Origin of the sequence: Methylobacterium ajmalii (assembly GCF_036448855.1) — a bacterium.
Taxonomy (GTDB): domain Bacteria; phylum Pseudomonadota; class Alphaproteobacteria; order Rhizobiales; family Beijerinckiaceae; genus Methylobacterium; species Methylobacterium ajmalii.
Map to the genome: position 1 here is coordinate 209,897 of NZ_JAZFXT010000023.1, position 16,681 is coordinate 226,577.

18 protein-coding genes and 1 tRNA gene are annotated in these 16,681 nt (G+C 70.5%); 11 read left to right on the plus strand and 8 right to left on the minus strand.

Annotated elements, in window-relative coordinates:
• Positions 1 to 86 precede the first annotated feature (86 nt).
• From V3T34_RS09935 to V3T34_RS09955, 5 genes are all read right to left on the minus strand, one after another.
• Positions 87 to 791: a haloacid dehalogenase type II gene (locus tag V3T34_RS09935; protein ID WP_305077753.1), complete on the minus strand. Its 705-nt coding sequence runs from the start codon at positions 789 to 791 to the stop codon at positions 87 to 89.
• 608 nt (positions 792 to 1,399) lie between these two features.
• Positions 1,400 to 2,440 carry a tryptophan--tRNA ligase gene (gene trpS, locus V3T34_RS09940; protein WP_288587568.1) on the minus strand — a complete coding sequence of 347 codons (1,041 nt, stop codon included), beginning with the start codon at positions 2,438 to 2,440 and terminating at the stop codon, positions 1,400 to 1,402.
• 90 nt (positions 2,441 to 2,530) lie between these two features.
• Positions 2,531 to 3,295: an endonuclease III domain-containing protein gene (locus tag V3T34_RS09945; protein WP_305077754.1), complete on the minus strand. Its 765-nt coding sequence runs from the start codon at positions 3,293 to 3,295 to the stop codon at positions 2,531 to 2,533.
• A 56-nt stretch (positions 3,296 to 3,351) separates the two neighbouring features.
• Positions 3,352 to 3,990 (minus strand): septation protein A, encoded by a 639-nt coding sequence (locus tag V3T34_RS09950; protein WP_305077755.1) that lies wholly within the window; start codon positions 3,988 to 3,990, stop codon positions 3,352 to 3,354.
• Between the two features lie 142 nt (positions 3,991 to 4,132).
• Positions 4,133 to 4,372: a hypothetical protein gene (locus V3T34_RS09955; RefSeq protein WP_091751115.1), complete on the minus strand. Its 240-nt coding sequence runs from the start codon at positions 4,370 to 4,372 to the stop codon at positions 4,133 to 4,135.
• Between the two features lie 501 nt (positions 4,373 to 4,873).
• Here V3T34_RS09955 and V3T34_RS09960 point away from each other — a divergent pair.
• The 11 genes from V3T34_RS09960 to V3T34_RS10010 all read left to right on the plus strand — a co-directional run bounded on the left by V3T34_RS09960 (position 4,874) and on the right by V3T34_RS10010 (position 14,741).
• On the plus strand, positions 4,874 to 5,533 hold the full coding sequence (locus tag V3T34_RS09960) for a metallophosphoesterase family protein (RefSeq protein WP_305077756.1): 660 nt from the start codon (positions 4,874 to 4,876) through the stop codon (positions 5,531 to 5,533).
• 137 nt (positions 5,534 to 5,670) lie between these two features.
• Positions 5,671 to 5,745: transfer RNA gene (locus tag V3T34_RS09965), tRNA-Thr, on the plus strand.
• Between the two features lie 46 nt (positions 5,746 to 5,791).
• A complete protein-coding gene (locus V3T34_RS09970) occupies positions 5,792 to 6,889 on the plus strand; it encodes an alpha/beta hydrolase (protein WP_305077757.1) in 1,098 nt (365 codons plus the stop codon).
• Between the two features lie 9 nt (positions 6,890 to 6,898).
• Complete coding sequence (locus V3T34_RS09975; RefSeq protein WP_305077758.1) at positions 6,899 to 7,900, plus strand: asparaginase; 1,002 nt, start codon at positions 6,899 to 6,901, stop codon at positions 7,898 to 7,900.
• A 215-nt stretch (positions 7,901 to 8,115) separates the two neighbouring features.
• Positions 8,116 to 8,613 carry a tRNA (N6-threonylcarbamoyladenosine(37)-N6)-methyltransferase TrmO gene (gene tsaA / locus V3T34_RS09980; RefSeq protein WP_091891654.1) on the plus strand — a complete coding sequence of 166 codons (498 nt, stop codon included), beginning with the start codon at positions 8,116 to 8,118 and terminating at the stop codon, positions 8,611 to 8,613.
• A complete protein-coding gene (locus tag V3T34_RS09985) occupies positions 8,613 to 9,581 on the plus strand; it encodes a quinoprotein relay system zinc metallohydrolase 2 (RefSeq protein ID WP_305077759.1) in 969 nt (322 codons plus the stop codon). Before tsaA ends, V3T34_RS09985 begins: the two co-directional genes overlap by 1 nt.
• 426 nt (positions 9,582 to 10,007) lie before the next feature.
• Positions 10,008 to 11,810 carry a lanthanide-dependent methanol dehydrogenase XoxF5 gene (gene xoxF5 / locus V3T34_RS09990; RefSeq protein WP_060849207.1) on the plus strand — a complete coding sequence of 601 codons (1,803 nt, stop codon included), beginning with the start codon at positions 10,008 to 10,010 and terminating at the stop codon, positions 11,808 to 11,810.
• A 161-nt stretch (positions 11,811 to 11,971) separates the two neighbouring features.
• Positions 11,972 to 12,595, plus strand: coding sequence for a c-type cytochrome, methanol metabolism-related (locus tag V3T34_RS09995; protein ID WP_305077760.1), 624 nt, complete (start codon positions 11,972 to 11,974; stop codon positions 12,593 to 12,595).
• Positions 12,595 to 13,446, plus strand: coding sequence for a rare earth element methanol dehydrogenase accessory protein XoxJ (gene xoxJ, locus V3T34_RS10000; protein WP_091891648.1), 852 nt, complete (start codon positions 12,595 to 12,597; stop codon positions 13,444 to 13,446). The genes V3T34_RS09995 and xoxJ overlap by 1 nt, the downstream gene beginning before the upstream one ends.
• Positions 13,443 to 13,982 (plus strand): PQQ-dependent catabolism-associated CXXCW motif protein, encoded by a 540-nt coding sequence (locus V3T34_RS10005; RefSeq protein ID WP_305077761.1) that lies wholly within the window; start codon positions 13,443 to 13,445, stop codon positions 13,980 to 13,982. The genes xoxJ and V3T34_RS10005 overlap by 4 nt, the downstream gene beginning before the upstream one ends.
• A gap of 54 nt (positions 13,983 to 14,036) precedes the next feature.
• Positions 14,037 to 14,741 carry an SDR family oxidoreductase gene (locus V3T34_RS10010; RefSeq protein WP_305077762.1) on the plus strand — a complete coding sequence of 235 codons (705 nt, stop codon included), beginning with the start codon at positions 14,037 to 14,039 and terminating at the stop codon, positions 14,739 to 14,741.
• Positions 14,742 to 14,854: 113 nt separating this feature from the next.
• Here the strand turns inward: V3T34_RS10010 and folK are convergent, their stop codons facing one another.
• Genes folK through folP form a run of 3 tightly spaced genes read right to left on the minus strand, consistent with a single transcriptional unit; the run spans position 14,855 to position 16,572 of the window.
• Positions 14,855 to 15,355 carry a 2-amino-4-hydroxy-6-hydroxymethyldihydropteridine diphosphokinase gene (folK, locus tag V3T34_RS10015; protein WP_305077763.1) on the minus strand — a complete coding sequence of 167 codons (501 nt, stop codon included), beginning with the start codon at positions 15,353 to 15,355 and terminating at the stop codon, positions 14,855 to 14,857.
• Positions 15,348 to 15,725, minus strand: coding sequence for a dihydroneopterin aldolase (folB, locus tag V3T34_RS10020; protein ID WP_060845952.1), 378 nt, complete (start codon positions 15,723 to 15,725; stop codon positions 15,348 to 15,350). The genes folK and folB overlap by 8 nt, the downstream gene beginning before the upstream one ends.
• Before the next feature lie 4 nt (positions 15,726 to 15,729).
• Positions 15,730 to 16,572, minus strand: a complete 843-nt coding sequence (folP, locus tag V3T34_RS10025) for a dihydropteroate synthase (RefSeq protein WP_305077764.1) — start codon at positions 16,570 to 16,572, stop codon at positions 15,730 to 15,732.
• Between the last annotated feature and the right edge of the window lie 109 nt (positions 16,573 to 16,681).

Below are 16,681 nucleotides of genomic sequence, written 5' to 3' on the forward strand. Positions count from 1 at the left end.
GCCGTGTCGTCGATTGACCGATTTTACCCCACTCTCGACCTCATCCTGAGGTGAGTGGGTAGGATGTCGGTTGGCATGTCCAGTTCTCAGCAGCCGAGCTGCCTCGCCAGATCCGCCAAATCCGATGCCGCAACATCCACCGGCACCAGGGGCGCCGCCTCGCCGGTGCCTGGGCCGCTCTCGTCGGGCCGTGCGACATGGGCGGTGGCAAGGCCGCAGGCCGCCGCCGCCGCGAGATCCGAGGAGTGGGCCGCCACCATCATCACCTCGCCGGGCTGCAGCCGCAAAGCCTCGACGGCGCGGAGATAGACGGCGGGCTTCGGCTTGTAGTCCTGAGCGAACTCGGCTCCGAGCACCGCGTCCCAAGGCAGCCGGTTGCGGCGGGCCTGCGCGATGGCGAGCCGGACATGCGCATTGGAGCAGGGCGCCAGCAGGTATCGTTCGCGAAGCCGCGCCAGCGCGTCGGGCACCTCCGGCCAGGCATCGAGCCGATGCCAGGCGAGCACCAGCTCGTGGTGCACCTCCGACGGTACCGTCTCGGCGAGGTGCAGGCCGGCGAGCACGCCCTCCAAGCTCTCGGCATGCAGGGTGTCGAGGTCGGCGTAGCTCCGGGCGCCCTGGCGGATCGGCTCCATGCCGGGCTGGTAGCGGTCGCGCCAGGCCCGGGCGAAGGCGGCGCCGTCGAGGTCGGGCCGGAAGGGCGCGAGGAGCCGCACAGCCTCCCGGGCGACGCCGCCGTGCCAGTCGAGGAGGGTGCCGAACACGTCGAAGATGAGGGCCTGGATGGCCATGCGGATCGCCTCCCGGTGTTTGATCGTCGCCCCGGGTTATCGGCTCCATGGCCCGCGCTTCAAGGCCGCCTCCCGCGATGCATCACCTTCGGGTGAGCGAGGCCGGACGGCCACCGGGATCGGGACGGCGTTTACCTCCCGTTAACGACGCCCGAAGAGCATGCCCGGCATGTCGAGCCGCCGCAAATCACCCCCGCCCTCCGAGCATCGCGATGCTCCTCGGAACACCATTCTGAGGGACGAGATCGAACATCTGAGACAAAGGTCGCACGCTCGTCCCACCCTCATCGAGGAATGGGCGCAGGATGTGCAGCGAGATGATTCGGCCGAGCGGGCCGTGACACGGCTTGCACGGCTGAAAGCCAGCGGCAAGATGTAGATTGGACTTTGCGCGCCCACACGCGGACGGCGAAGTTCCGCGCGCTCGTTCCCGTATCGGAATGGAGGGCCGGATCCGGCTCAGGCTAGGGCCGGATGGGCATATCATGAACCGTCGAATACTGGACGGTTCATCGCCCTGATCAGTCTGATACTGGACGATGATCGCGCCCGTGCTCCGGCTCGACCGGCATGGGAACTGCCGGGAGCCGGTGCGCCGCCGCGACCGCTCAGCGCCGGCGCACGAAGCCGACGATGTCCTTCACGGCGGCGATGTTCGGCGCGGCGATCGCCTCGGCGCGCGCGGCGCCGTCGGCCAGCACCGCATCGATGTGACCCGGATCGGCGACGAGGCGCTTCATCTCGGCGCCGATCGGCCCGAGCTTGGCCACCGCGAGGTCGACGAGCGCCCCCTTGAAGGCCGAGAACTGGGCGCCGCCATATTCGCGCAGCACGTCCTCGCGGCTCACGTCGTTGAGCGCGGCGAAGATGCCCACGAGGTTGTCGGCCTCCGGCCGTTTCTCGAGACCGGCGGTCTCGGAGGGGAGGGGCTCGGCGTCGGTCTTGGCCTTGCGCACCTTCGTGGCGATGCCGTCCGAATCGTCGGTCAGGTTGATGCGCGAATAGTCGGACGGGTCCGACTTCGACATCTTCTTGGTGCCGTCCCGCAAGCTCATCACCCGGGCGGCCGGCCCGCCGATCAGCGGCTCGGTGATCGGAAAGAAAGCCTCGCCGTAGCCCTGCTGTTGAATCGCGCCCGCGAAGTCGTTGTTGAACTTCTGGGCGATGTCGCGGGTCAGCTCGAGGTGCTGCTTCTGGTCCTCGCCGACGGGAACGTGGGTGGCGCGGTAGGCCAGGATGTCGGCCGCCATCAGCACGGGATAGTCGTAGAGCCCGATGCTGGCGTTCTCCCGGTCCTTGCCGGCCTTCTCCTTGAACTGCGTCATGCGGTTGAGCCAGCCGAGACGGGCGACGCAGTTGAAGATCCAGGCGAGTTCGGCGTGCTGCGGCACCTGGCTCTGGTTGAACACCACCGAGCGGGCGGGGTCGATGCCGGCGGCCAGGAACGCCGCGGTGACCTCGCGGATCTGGCGCGTCAGCTCGGCCGGGTCCTGCCACACGGTGATCGCGTGCAGGTCGACGACGCAGTACAGGCAGTCGAACTGCGCCTGCATGGCGACGAAGCGCTTGATGGCGCCGAGATAGTTGCCGAGGTGCAGGTTTCCGGTCGGCTGGACGCCGGAGAAGACCAGTTCCTTGAACGCGGGCATCGTGAGTTCGTCGTCCCCTGGCCGAGGGCTGTCACAGTCCCGCGGGCGCGGCGTTCTGGACCGTTCCGGGAGGGGGGTCAAGCACGCCGATCAGGGGTGCAGCGCGACCGCGCCGTCCGGCCTGCGGGCTTCCGTCCGGGCCTGGCCGGTGGGACAGAGATCGAGCACGGCGCAAGACCCGCAGGCCGGGTTGCGGTGAAAGCAGCAGCGCTGCCCGTGCAGCATCAGGATCTCGTGGTTGTCGTAGAGCGTCTGCGCGTCCCAGTCCGCCGGCAGCTGCGCCCGCAGGATGGCATGGGAGGGGCCGACATCGACCTTGGGGCCGATCAGCCCGGTGCGCTGCGCCACCCGGTGATGGTGGCTGTCGACCGGGAGCGCCGGCATCCGCAACGCGCTGAACGACAGGACCGCCGCGCTGGTCTTCGGCCCGACGCCGGGAATCGCCTCGAGCCAGGCTCGCGCCTCGGCGACCGGCATCTCGCGCAAGAAACCGAGATCGAGGCTCCCGGCCCGCGCCTGCACCGCGCGCAAGACCGCCTGGATCCGCGGTGCCTTCAGCTCGGGCCAGGTGACGCCCGAGATCAGCGCCTGGACCTCCGCGGTCGGCGCGGCGATCAGCGAGTCCCAGTCGTTGAAACGCGCCCGGAGCGCCTTGAAGGCGCGGCCGGAATCGGCGTTGCGGGTACGGTGCGACAGGAGCGAGGAGATCAGCTCGCTCACCGGGTCGAGATCGTGGAAATAGGGGATCGGGCAGCCATAGACCCCGCACAGGCGGCGGTGGATGGCCAGTGCTTTCTCGGTCAAGGCCTTGTCGGTCACGGCCTTCTCCGGCGGGTCGGCAGGTGCGGGGCTCATGACGGGATGAATCGCCGAAGTCCTGCACCCGTTCCGGCTGCGGCACCGCGCCCCGCTCAAGCTTGATCCGACGTCGCCCCGCCTGTCGTGGTCCCGTCCTTCTTGCGCTCGTAGCGCAGCAAGAGCGGCGTCTGCGCCAGCGCGAAGGCGATCGTGAGCGGCATGATGCCGAACACCTTGAAGCTGACCCAGAAATCCGTTGTCTGGGTGCGCCACACCACCTCGTTCACGGCCGCTAGGAAGAAGAAGAACAGCCCCCAGCGGAAGGTGAGCTTGCGCCAGCCCTCCTGGGTGAGATCGAACACGCTGTCGAGCACGAGCGCCAGCAGCGGCCGGCCGAAGGCGAGGCCGCCGAGCAGTACCGCGCCGAACAGGCTGTTCACGATGGTGGGCTTGAGCTTGATGAACACCTCGTCGCGCAGGAGCAGCGTCAGGCCGCCGAACACCACCACCACCACGCCGGAGACCAGCGGCATGATCGGCAGCCGCCGCACCCAGACGTAATGCACCGCGAGCGCCACCAGGGTCGCGACGATGAACAGCCCGGTCGCCACGAACAGGCGCTGGTCGGCGGCAAAGCCGAATTTTTCCGCATAGGCGTTGCCGAAGAAGAAGACCCCGAGGGGCCCGAGTTCCAGGGCGAGCTTGGCGAGAGGCGGCAGGTGGGCCTGGGGCGGGGCAGCTTCGATGGGCATGGGGCGGGGGCGACGCTCCTGTCTCGCGCGCGGGCGGCCGGGATCCCGTGCAGGTGGGTCCGCACGGTGCCGCACGCAACGGGAGGCGAGGCCATAGACCGGCGCGGCCGCGCCGGCCATCCCCCGCACCCGCGACGCACCGTCAGGGCGTGACGCTGTCGGGGCGGAGCGCCGCGGTGCGGCGGCGCTCGCAGGCGACCTTCAGGTAGGTCTCCTGCCCGCGCAGGAAGCCGCTGCGCGCCGCCAGGGTCTCGCCCTGCATCAGGCAGGCGATCGGCGTCGGCGCGGGGGCGACCGCCACGTCCACGGCCGTCTCGCGCGAGCAATCCGGGGCCGCCAGGGTGCTGACGCAGACCAGCGCCACGGTCAGGAACTCCGCCATGCCACCTCCACCGGCCGCCTCATGCCATCGGGACGGGCGGGGGTCCGGGCCGGAGGGACGCGCGCCGTCCCGGCAGATCAGCGATTCGCGTGCCAGGATCTGACAGGGCGGGAGACCTGCGACCTCATGTTGCAGCGCAGCATCACGCCGACGGATCGGGGTAGGTCGTCCCACCCGCCGGCGAAGCTCCGGCAGTGCCGCGGCATAAGTCTAGACCCGCATACCTGCACCGCCCAGGACCTTCGGCTCGCCCTTGGACATAGATCGCTCGGCCGATTTTTTGTTTCCTTGCGCTAACGCTAAAGATCACAGGACGCGAGACCGCAGCGTTCGATACTCGACTGTTCGCACGGTGGCGTGTTCGGCGATCGACGACTCGTGAACGTCGTGTGTCCCGATCTTTGTTCCATCCGTCCCATCCCGTTGCTGCCGCATCGACAATCGCGGCGCCCCGATGCCTGGATCCTTTCCCGCCCACCCCCACGGCCCCGACAGCGTTCCATGGATGAGTTGACCTACGCCATCGGCGACATCCACGGCTGCGCGGGCGCGCTGGAAAGCCTCCTCGCCCTGATCGTGGCCCATGCCGCGGGCCGGTGCCGCCGGCTGGTCTTCCTCGGCGACTACATCGACAAGGGCCCAGAGAGCGCCCGCGCCGTCGCGATCGTCCGCGAAACCCAGGAGCGGACCCCCGAGGCGGTAACGTGCCTGATGGGCAACCGGGAACACGCGCTGCTGCGGGCGATGCGCGACCCGCGCCGGGCCGCGGCCTGGATCGCAACCGGGGGCGACCGGACCCTTGCCTCCTACGGCGTCGCGACGGTTGCGGACCTGCCGGCGACGGAGATGGACTGGATCGCCGGGTTGCGGACCGTCCACGAGGACCGCCTGCGCTACTACGTCCATGCCGGCTTCCGGCCCGGACGGCCCGGGATCGATCCGAGCGTGCGGGCCCGCCTGTGGATCCGCGAGCCGTTCCTGTCGGTCGACTACGATTTCGGCAAGCACGTCGTCCACGGGCACACGCCCTGCTACGAGGGCGTGCCACGCCGCCACCCCTACCGCACCAACCTGGACACGGCGCCCCTACGGACGGGCCGCCTGACCGCGGCGGTCTTCGACCAGGCGAGCCCCGGCCCGATCGCGTTCCTGCAATCCTAACCCACGTCCTGCGGCCACGCCGGCCCCGGATTTTGCGCCTTGACGACGGACCGGCCAGGGGCTCTATAGACCCGCCTGTCGCGCGCGCCTCGCGCTCGGGTATGAAGAGCTTGCAAATCAACGGCTTGCAGGCTCTCGCCGGTGTAGCACAGCGGTAGTGCAGCGGTTTTGTAAACCGAAGGTCGGGAGTTCGATCCTCTCCACCGGCACCAGTTCCACCGGGCCGCCCGCGCGGTCCGTGCGTCGCGGAGGCCCCCGATGCCGTCCCTGCTCCGCTCCGCCTTCCCGCTGCTGCTCGCGCTGCTCGCGGGCCGGGCCGAGGCCGCTGACGAGCGGGGGCCTCATCAAAAGCCGGTGGCCGTCGTGGCCGATCGGAGCCTGGCCGTGGCGCCCGGCGCGCGGCTCCTCCTCTTCGCCTCCGACGATCTCGACGTCCCGCATCCCGAGGTGAGCCGGGCGGTGATCGTGCTGCACGGGCGGCTGCGCGACGCGGACGTCTACTACGCCTCCGCGCTCGCCGCCCGGGAGGCGGCCGGCCGGGCCGGGGACGGGGCGCTCCTCGTCGTGCCGCAATTCCTCAGCCAGACCGACTGGGCCGCGCATGCCCTCCCGCCGGACGTGCTGCACTGGACGCTCGAAGGCTGGCAGGGCGGGGACGACGCGCTCGGCCCCGCACCCCTGAGCTCCTTCGACGCCCTCGACGCGATCCTGGCCCGGCTCGCCGACCGGCGCCTGTTCCCGAACCTGTCGCGGATCGTCGTCGCCGGCCATTCCGGCGGCGGCCAGGTGGCGCAGCGCTACGCGATGCTGTCGCGGGAAGGCGACGCCCTGGCGGGGCGAGGCATCGCCGTGAGCTACGTCGTCGCCAATCCCAGCAGCTACGCCTACGTCACGCCCGGGCGGCCCGGCCCGACCGCGGATTGCCCCGGCTACGACCGCTGGAAGTACGGCCTGCAGGATCTGCCGCGCTATGCCGGCGGGGCCGCGCCGGCGGCCCTGGAGGCCGCCTACGTCGCCCGGCCGGTGACCTACCTGCTCGGCGGCCGGGACACCGACCCGCACCATCCCGCCCTCGACCGGAGCTGCATGGCCGAGACGCAGGGGCCGTTCCGGCTTGCCCGCGGCGAGGCCTACTGGGCCGCCCTGCGGGCCCGTCATCCCGACCTGCGCCAGCCGCTCCACGTCGTGCCGGGCGTCGGCCATGACGGCCGCCGGATGCTCGGCTCGGCCTGCGGTCTCGCGGCCCTGTTCGACGCGCCGGGCTGCGAGCCCGGCGAGGCCGGCGGCACGGATCCTGCCAGACCCCGCCCGATCGATCCCGCTGCCCCGGCCGGGGCGGCGCAGCCTCCACGGTAGCCCCACAGCATGAGCACGCTCCCCAAGGTCGCCTTCATCGGCACCGGCGGCACCCTGTCGTCGGTGGGCCGCGACAGCCTCGACATCCTCGACTACACCGCCACCGGCCGGCGCCTCGAGGCCGAGGAGATCCTGGCGAGGGTGCCGGAGACCCGTGCGGTGGCCGAGGTGGTGCCGGTGCGCTACCGGGCGGTGACGAGCCCGGGGATCGGCTTCTCCGACTGGCGCACCCTGGTGCGGCTCTGCGAGGAACTGGCGGGCGCGCACCCGGACCTCGCCGGCATCGTCATCGGGCACGGCACCGCCACCCTGGAGGAGACCGCCTACGCGCTCAGCCTCACCCTGACCGTCGACCTGCCGGTGGTGCTGGTCGGCTCGCAGCGGCCGATCAGCGCCCTGTCGAGCGATGCCGGTCTCAACCTCGTCGCGGCGTTGCGCACCGCGGCCGCCCCGGAATCCCGCGGGCGCGGCGTGCTGGTGGTGCTCAACGACGAGATTCAGGCCGCCCGCGAGGTGACCAAGACCTCGGTCACCCGGATGCAGACCTTCCGCAGCCCGGATTTCGGCGTGCTCGGCCAGGTCGACGGCGAGCACGTACGCTACTACCGTCGATCGGAGCGCCGCCACGCCCCCGGAACGCCGTTCGACATCCGCACCCTCTACGCCCTGCCGCGGGTCGACATCTCCTACGCCTACGCGGATGCCGACGGCACGGCGGTGCGGGCCTTCGCGGCGGCCGGCGCCCGGGGCATCGTCTCGGCCGGGCTCGCCCCCGGCATGACCCCTCCGGCGGAGGCCGAAGCCCTCGCGGAGGCCGCGGCCGCCGGCATCGCCATCGTGCAATCGACCCGCGCCGGCAGTGGCGTCGTGCCCTCCACCGTGCGGCTCGCCTCCCACGGCATCGTCCCGGCCGACAACCTGACGCCGCAGAAGGCCCGCATCCTGCTCGCCCTCGCGCTCACGGTCACCCGCGATCCCGGCGCGCTGGCCGAGATCTTCGCGACCTACTGAGCCGGGGCACGCGGCGCCCACACGCTTCCACAAGGCCTTGATGCCGCAGCCGATTGCCAGGCCGTCGGGGGCTGCACTAGGCTCCCGGCGCCGAGCCCGGCGACTGCCCCCGCGGTCGGGCTGGCGGCAGGTCGGGCCGGCGCAGTCTGAACACCTCCGTCAGCGCCCGACCTGCTTGCGGGGCGCAAGAGGGAGGGCATCCGGGGAGTCCGCCGATGGTGCGCCTGAACGAGATCCGGGCCGGGGAGGTCGCCGTCGAGGCGCCCCTCGCGGCCGATGCCGGTCTCGTCTTCGTCGGCCGGATCCGTACGCCCTGGACCGACCGCCTCGGCTGCCCGCGCCAGGGCCGCCTCGACGGGCCGACCTGCCGGATCGAGGTGTTTGCGCCCTGGAGCGACGCCCTCGACGGCGTGGCGCTCTACGAGCGCTTGGAGATCCTGTACTGGCTCGACCGCTCGCGGCGCGACCTCGTGCGCCAGAGCCCGGCCAACGACGGCACGACCCGGGGCACCTTCTCGCTACGCTCGCCGGTGCGGCCGAACCCGATCGGCACCAGCATCGTCGCGCTGGTCGGGATCGAGCCCGGCATCCTGCACGTGCGCGGCCTCGACTGCCTCGACGGGACGCCGCTTCTCGACATCAAGCCCGACCGCAGCCTGTTCGTGCCACTGGCACCGCCCCAGGCCGGCGACGCGCAGGCGGGAGAGGCGTGATGCGGATCGGGCCGGCAGTCGCATTTCTCGCCGTCCTCACGGTTCTTCCGGCGGCGCCCGCCGCCGCGCAGGCCCCGGCCGACGCGGCACCGGCGGCCACCGGTCCGGCGAGCGCCGACGCCCTGCCGATGCAGGAGGTCGCCCCGGGCATCTTCGTCTACGCCGCGCCCTATGCCTTGGCCGGGCGGCGCAACGACGGCGCCATCGCCAATGTCGGCTTCGTGATCGGGCGCGACGCGGTGGCGGTGATCGATACCGGCGGAAGCCTGCGGGCGGGGCAGCGCCTGCTGGCCGCCCTGCGCCAGCGCACCGCGCTGCCGGTGCGCTACGTCGTCAACACACATGTCCACCCCGACCACGTGCTGGGCAACGCCGCCTTCGCGGGGGAGGGCACGACCTTCGTCGGCCATCACGCCCTGCCGGAGGCCCTGGCCGCCCGGGCGCAGGACTACCTGAAGGCCAATGCCGACCTCGTCGGCCCGGACTTCGCCGGCACCCGGATCGTGCCGCCGACCCTTCTCGTCTCGACGAGCCTCGATCTCGACCTCGGCGGCCGGGCGCTGCACCTCGAGGCCTGGCCGACCGCCCACACCAACAGCGACCTGACGGTGCGCGACCGGGAGACCGACACCTGGTTCCTCGGCGACCTCCTGTTCGTCGGCCACGTCCCGGCCCTCGACGGGCGCCTGTCGGGATGGATCGGGGTCCTGCGCCGCCTGCGGGCCGAGCCCGCCGCCCGGGTGGTGCCCGGTCACGGCCCCGCCTCGGTCGCCTGGCCCGCCGCCGCCGGCCCGATCGACCACTATCTCGCGGTGCTCGAGGCGCAGGTCCGGGCGATGGTGCGCGACGGCGTGCCCATCGACCGGGCAGGGGACGCCGCGCGCACGGAAGCGCAGCATTGGTCCCTATTCGACGACTTCAACGCCCGCAACGCCACGACTGCCTACCAAGAGCTCGAGTGGGAGTAAGGAGCAGTTAAACATCGGGATGCGTCCAACCGCGGCACTTCCGTTGATGTGCGAACGGCGAAGCCGGCTCAACGTTCATGCTGCGCGGCACAATACCTATGCTGCCCTGCAGCATGGAAGGTCTCATATACCTTAGTTATGAAATTCGCGCTCGGGTGTCGCAGGCCGAGGGGCGGTTGGCGTGTTGACGGCGCCCCGATTTCTCTTAGAGTTCCTTCAGCTTCGGCTTCAACGGCGCCGCCAGGGGAGGGGGCGCTCGGTTCGCAAACACGGCAGGGACCTCACCGGTCCCCTCGTGCCAGGATCTCTGGCGGCCGGTTGTGACACGCTGACGAGGCCAACGACATCCCCAAACGCAAACAACAGGAACCGGCCCGATTCGTCCCGTTGCGGATGTCGGGATCAATGCACCTGTCGGAGGAATCCATGAGAGCGGTCCATCTCCTTGCGGTGAGCGCGGGTATCCTCGGCGCCGTCCCGGCGCTGGCGAACGAAGACGTCCTGAAGCGCACGGCCAACCCGGCCGAGCAGGTCCTCCAGACCGTCGACTACGCCAATACGCGCTACTCGAAGCTCGACCAGATCAACGCCGGCAACGTCAACAAGCTGCAGGTGGCCTGGACCTTCTCGACCGGCGTGCTGCGCGGCCACGAGGGCTCGCCGCTGGTCGTCGGCGACGTGATGTACGTCCACACGCCGTTCCCGAACATCGTCTACGCGCTCGACCTCAACCAGGATGGCAAGATCCTGTGGAAGTACGAGCCGAAGCAGGATCCGAACGTGATCCCGGTGATGTGCTGCGACACGGTCAACCGCGGCCTCGCCTATGCCGACGGCGCGATCTTCCTGCACCAGGCCGACACCACCATCGTGTCGCTCGACGCCAAGAGCGGCAAGGTGAACTGGTCGGTCCAGAACGGCGACCCGAAGATCGGCGAGACCAACACCGCCACCGTGCTGCCGGTGAAGGACAAGCTGATCGTCGGCATCGCGGGCGCCGAGTACGGCATCCGCGGCCACATCACCGCCTACGACCTCAAGACCGGCAAGCAGGCCTGGCGCGCCTACAACCTCGGCCCGGACGCCGAGATGAAGATCGACCCGGAGAAGACCACCGAGCTCGGCAAGCCGGTCGGCAAGGACTCGTCGATCAAGACCTGGGAAGGCGACCAGTGGAAGACCGGCGGCGCCTCGACCTGGGGCTGGTACTCCTACGATCCCAAGCTGAACCTTGTCTATTACGGCACCGGCAACCCCTCGACCTGGAACCCGAAGCAGCGACCGGGCGACAACAAGTGGTCGATGACGATCTTCGCGCGTGACGCCGACACCGGCGTGGCGAAGTGGGTCTACCAGATGACCCCCCACGACGAGTGGGATTACGACGGCATCAACGAGATGATCCTCACGGATCAGAAGATCGGCGACAAGGAGCGGCCGCTCCTGACCCACTTCGATCGTAACGGCTTCGGCTACACCCTCGATCGCGCCACCGGCGAGCTGCTCGTCGCCGAGAAGTACGATCCGGCGGTGAACTGGGCCACCAAGGTTGACCAGGACAAGTCCTCGAAGACCTACGGCCGTCCGCTCGTCGTCGCCAAGTACTCGACCGACCAGAACGGCGAGGACACCAACTCGAAGGGCATCTGCCCGGCGGCGCTCGGTTCCAAGGACCAGCAGCCGGCGGCCTACTCGCCCAAGACCAACCTGTTCTACGTGCCGACCAACCACGTCTGCATGGACTACGAGCCGTTCCGGGTGAGCTACACCCCGGGCCAGCCCTATGTCGGTGCGACCCTGTCGATGTACCCGGCGCCCAACAGCCACGGCGGCATGGGCAACTTCATCGCCTGGGACGGCACGGCCGGCAAGATCAAGTGGTCCAACCCCGAGCAGTTCTCGGTGTGGTCGGGTGCGCTCGCCACCGCGGGTGACGTGGTGTTCTACGGCACGCTCGAGGGCTACCTGAAGGCGGTCGATTCCAAGACCGGCAAGGAACTGTACAAGTTCAAGACCCCGTCGGGCATCATCGGCAACGTGATGACCTTCCAGCACAAGGGCAAGCAGAACATCGCCGTCCTGTCGGGCGTCGGTGGCTGGGCCGGCATCGGCCTCGCGGCCGGCCTGACCGACCCGAATGCCGGCCTCGGCGCGGTCGGCGGCTACGCCGCCCTGTCGAGCTACACCAACCTCGGCGGCCAGCTGACGGTCTTCAACCTGCCGAACTGATCCCCGGCACGGGCGGGCGCGCGGCGCGCGCCCGCACATCAGACCTAAGTCCGGGCCGGCGCGGGTATCCGCGCCGGCCTCCTTATGATTAGATTATCATCAGAATCGCGAAACGCCGAACTGGGCGGCGGCGGTTCAATGATATCAGGGAGAAGCGTCCTTTGCGTCACCTCAGCAAAGTTGTCCTGCGGCCGCTCGCGGCCGGCCTCGCCCTAGCAGCCGTCAGCACGGCTGCCGTATATGCTGAGGATGCCAAGAAAGCCGATGCGAAGCCGGATCCGGCGCTGGCCAACCAGCTCAACCCCAACGACAAGACCGCCGAGCCCGACGAGAAGCTGCTCGCCAAGGACGCCGCCGTGAAGGTGGAGGACGGCAAGTACACCGACGCCTCGGGCAGCCCGACCTTCCACGTCACCGACAACGGCAAGAAGGTCGACTGGTACAGCTATTCCGGCTACCGCCGCTACCACGCCGAGTGCCACGTCTGCCACGGCCCGGACGGCATGGGCTCGACCTACGCCCCGGCGCTCAAGGACTCGCTGAAGTATCTCTCCTACGAGGAGTTCGTCGGCATCGTCGTCGGCGGCAAGCAGGACGTGAACTCGTCGACCCAGAAGGTGATGCCGGCCTTCGGCGACAACAAGAACGTCACCTGCTACATGGACGACCTCTACGTCTACCTGAAGGCCCGCGCCGCCGGCGCGATGGGCCGGATTCGTCCGAACGAGAAGGAAGACAAGCCGGACGCGGCGCGCAAGCAGGAGAAGGAGTGCCTCGGCGGCTGATGACGCGGGCCCTTTTCCTGGCGGCCGGCCTCGCGCTGGCCCTCGCGGGTCCGGCACGGGCGCAGTCCCTGCCGGACCTCGTCACCACGGACGCCCTGCGGGTCTGTGCCGATCCTGGCAACATGCCGTTCTCCGAGCGCCAGGGCGACGGGTTCGAGAACCGCATCGCGGCGATCCTCGCCGACGAGCTGAAGGTGAAGCTCCGGTACTACTGGCTCACCCAGGGCCCGGGCTTCGTGCGCAACACCCTCGGGGCCGGCCTGTGCGACGTCATCGTCGGCTCGGCCTTCGGCACCGAGCTCGTCCAGAGCACCAACCCCTACTACCGCTCGACCTACGTGCTGGTGTCGCGTCCCGGCACCTTCCCGGGCCTGACCGGGCTCGACGACGAGCGCCTGAAGGGCAAGCCGATCGGCGTGATCGTCGGCACGCCCCCGGTCGAGCGCATGGGGGCGGTCGGCCTGGTGCCGACGATGAAGCCCTACCCGCCCTACCAGTTCGACCCCTCGCGCAAGCACCAGACCGTCTCGGCCGAGATCGTCGCCGACGTGGCCTCGGGCAAGCTCGACGCCGCGGTGCTGTGGGGGCCCGCCGCCGGCTGGCTCGCCAAGGAAACCAACAAGCAGGCCGGTGGCCTCGACGTGGTGCCGCTGCTGCGCGAGCCCGATCGGCCGCCGCTCGCCTACCGCATCGCCATGGGGGTGCGCCACGGCGAGAACGAGTGGAAGCGGGTCCTCAACACCGCGCTCCGCAAGCGTCGCGCCGAGATCGAGGCCGTGCTGCGCGACTACGGCGTGCCGCTCCTCGACGAGGAAGAGAGCAAATTGCTGCCGGCGGACGCCAAGCCGTGAGGCGTGTCCTCGCGGCGGGTCTCACGGCGCTCCTGCTCGCGGCGCCCGCCGCCCGCGCCGCGCCGCCGCAGCCCGACGGCTACCGCCTCGAGGATTTCCGCAGCCCGACGCCCGCGGCGCTGACGGGCGCCGAGACGGTGACCACCGCGCGAGCCGAGCGGCTCTGGCGGGCCGGCGCCGCGTTCGTCGACGTGCTGCCGCGCCCGCCGCGGCCGACCACGCTGCCCCCCGGCACGATCTGGCGCGACGCGCCGCACGACAGCATCCCCCGCGCCCAGTGGCTGCCCAATACCGGCTTCGGCGAGCTGGCGCCGCAGACCGAGGACTACTTCCGGCACGGCCTGTCGGCCGCCACCGGCGGTGATCCGGACAAGCCCGTGGTGCTGTTCTGCCAGCGGAACTGCTGGATGTCGTGGAACGCCGCCAAGCGGGCGCTCGCCCTCGGCTATCGCCACGTCCACTGGTACCCGGACGGGACCGACGGCTGGGGCGAGGCCGGCCTTCCCCTCGCCCGGGCCGAGCCGGCAGGGCCCTGACGCGAGCCCGTCGGTTGTGTCATGGAACGCCCGATCCACGTCCGGGAGACCATCATGACCGTCGAGCGCGTCGCCATCGTCACCGCCGGGGGCAGCGGCATGGGGGCCGCCGCGGCCCGCAAGCTCGCCGCCGACGGGTTCCGGATCGCGATCCTGTCCTCCTCGGGCCGGGGCGAGGCCCTGGCGGAAGAACTCGGCGGGGTCGGGATCACGGGCTCGAACCGCTCGCCCGAAGATCTCGCCCGCCTCGTCGACCGCACGATGGAGCGGTGGGGGAGGGTCGACGTCCTCGTCAACAGCGCCGGCCACGGGCCCAAGGGGCCGCTCCTGGACCTCACCGACGAGGACTGGACCCGGGGGATGGAGGTCTACTTCCTCAACGTGGTGCGGCCGACCCGCCTCGTCACGCCGATCATGCAGCGCCAGGGCGGCGGCGCGATCGTCAACATCTCGACCTTCGCGGCCTTCGAGCCGGAGCAGGCGTTCCCGACCTCCGGCGTCTTCCGCTCGGGGCTCGCCGCCTTCACCAAGCTGTTCGCCGACCGCTACGCCGCCGACAACATCCGCATGAACAACGTCCTGCCGGGCTTCGTCGACAGCCTGCCGGAGAAGCCGGGCATCCGCGAGCGCATCCCGCTCGGCCGATACGGCACCGCCGACGAGATCGCCGCCGTCGTCGCGTTCCTGGCCTCGCCGGGCGCGGGCTACATCACCGGGCAGAACCTGCGGGTGGATGGCGGCATCACCCGGTCGGTGTGAGGCGGAAGGGCGCTAGAGAGCTTCACGATCGCGTTGCAATCGCGAAGCTCTCTAACTCTTTGTTTTGTCGCATTTTCTCCGACGAACCGGTTTCCACTTCGTCGGAAAATGCTCTAGGCCGCGCCCGCGACCGGCTCGATCCCGCTGCGGTCGAGCCGGGCCAGCGCCCTGGAGACGGTCTCGCCGCCGGTCACGAGGTCGGGGGCGATCTCGGCGAGCGGCACCAGCACGAAGGCGCGCTCGCGCAGGAAGCGGTGGGGCAGCACCAGGCGCTCGTCGGAGACGGTCGCGCCAGCATAGTGCAGCACGTCGATGTCGATCGCCCGCGGGCCCCAGCGGCGCTCGCGCACCCGGCCGAGCCGCGCCTCGATCGACAGGCAGGCTTCCAGCAGGGCGTGGGGCGGGAGCGTGGTCACGATCCCGAGCGCGCCGTTGAGGAACCAGTCCTGGTCGGTGTCGCCCCAGGGCGGGGTGCGGTAGTTGCGCGAGCGCGCCGTGACGGCGATGCCCGGCGTCGCGGCCAGCGCCGCCACCGCGGCATCGAGCATCGCGGCCTTGTCGCCGAGGTTGCTGCCGAGCCCCAGATAGGCCTCGGCCGAATTCTCCTCAGGCATGCCGGGTCCTCGTGATCTCGACCGCGACCCCGTCGAGGACGAGGGGCACCGGGGCGCTCGGCTTGTCGATCCGCACCGTCAGCGCGTCGAGCTGGGGGAAGGCGGCCAGCGCCTCCGCGCAGATCGTCTCGGCCAGGGCCTCGATCAGCCGGAAGCGGCGCTCGGTGGCGATGCGATGGGCGAGGCCCGCGAGGTCGGCGTAGCTCACCGTGGCGCCGATCTCGTCGCTGCGGCCGGCCTCGCCGAGATCGAGCCGGGCCTCCAGGGAGAGGTAGAAGCGCTGGCCGAGGGTTTCCTCCTCCGGCAGCACGCCGTGGCGGGCGAAGACCGCGAGGCGATGGATCAGGATGCGGTCCCGGGATTCAGGCACGATGTCAGGCTCCTGCGCGGGAGGCGGGACGCGTGATCGCGTCGACGACCTGGCAGGCCTCGACATGCGGGCGCACGTCGTGGACCCGGACGATGTCGGCCCCGAGCGTGGCGGCCGCGACGTGGGCGGCGATCGAGCCGAACAGGCGGTCGGCGGGCGCGGTGGCGGCGTTATGGATGCGCCCGAGCACCGACTTGCGCGACACGCCGACGAGGAGCGGGAAGCCGAGCGCCCGGAGTTCGGGCAGGCGCCGCAGGGCCTCGAGATGCTGCTCCCAGCTCTTGCCGAAGCCGACGCCCGGATCGAGCACGATGTCGCGCTCGGAGATGCCGGCCTGCCGGGCGATGGTCAGCGAGCGCTCGAAGAAGGCCCGCATCTCGTCCATGATGTCGAGGCTCGGATCGATGGTCTCGCGGTTGTGCATCACCACCACCGGAGCGCCGTGATGGGCTGCCACCCGGGCGATCTCGGGGTCGCGCTGCAGGCCCCAGACGTCGTTGACGATGCGGGCGCCGGCCTTCAGCGCCACGTCGGCGGTCGAGGCCTTGTAGGTGTCGATCGAGATCGGGACGGGGAGGGTGGGGGCGAGGGCCCGGATCGCCGGAAGCACCCGGGCCTGCTCCTCGTCGGCCGGGACCGGGACGTGGCCGGGCCTCGTCGATTCGCCGCCGATGTCGAGAAGCGCCGCCCCTTCCGCCACCAGCCGGGCGGCCTGCTCCCGCGCGGCGTCGAGATCCTGGAAACGGCCGCCGTCGGAAAACGAATCGGGGGTGACGTTCAGGATGCCCATCACCAGGGTGCGGCGGCCGAGATCCGGCAGCAGGGCGGCGAGTGCGGTCAAGGGCATTGTCCTCGGGCGGGAGACCGGCCCGGGATAGGCCGGCCCGGGCGCGGGCGCAACGGCGCCGGAGCGATCACCCTTCGGTGAGGATCGGCCGGAAACGGTGCGCCGCCAG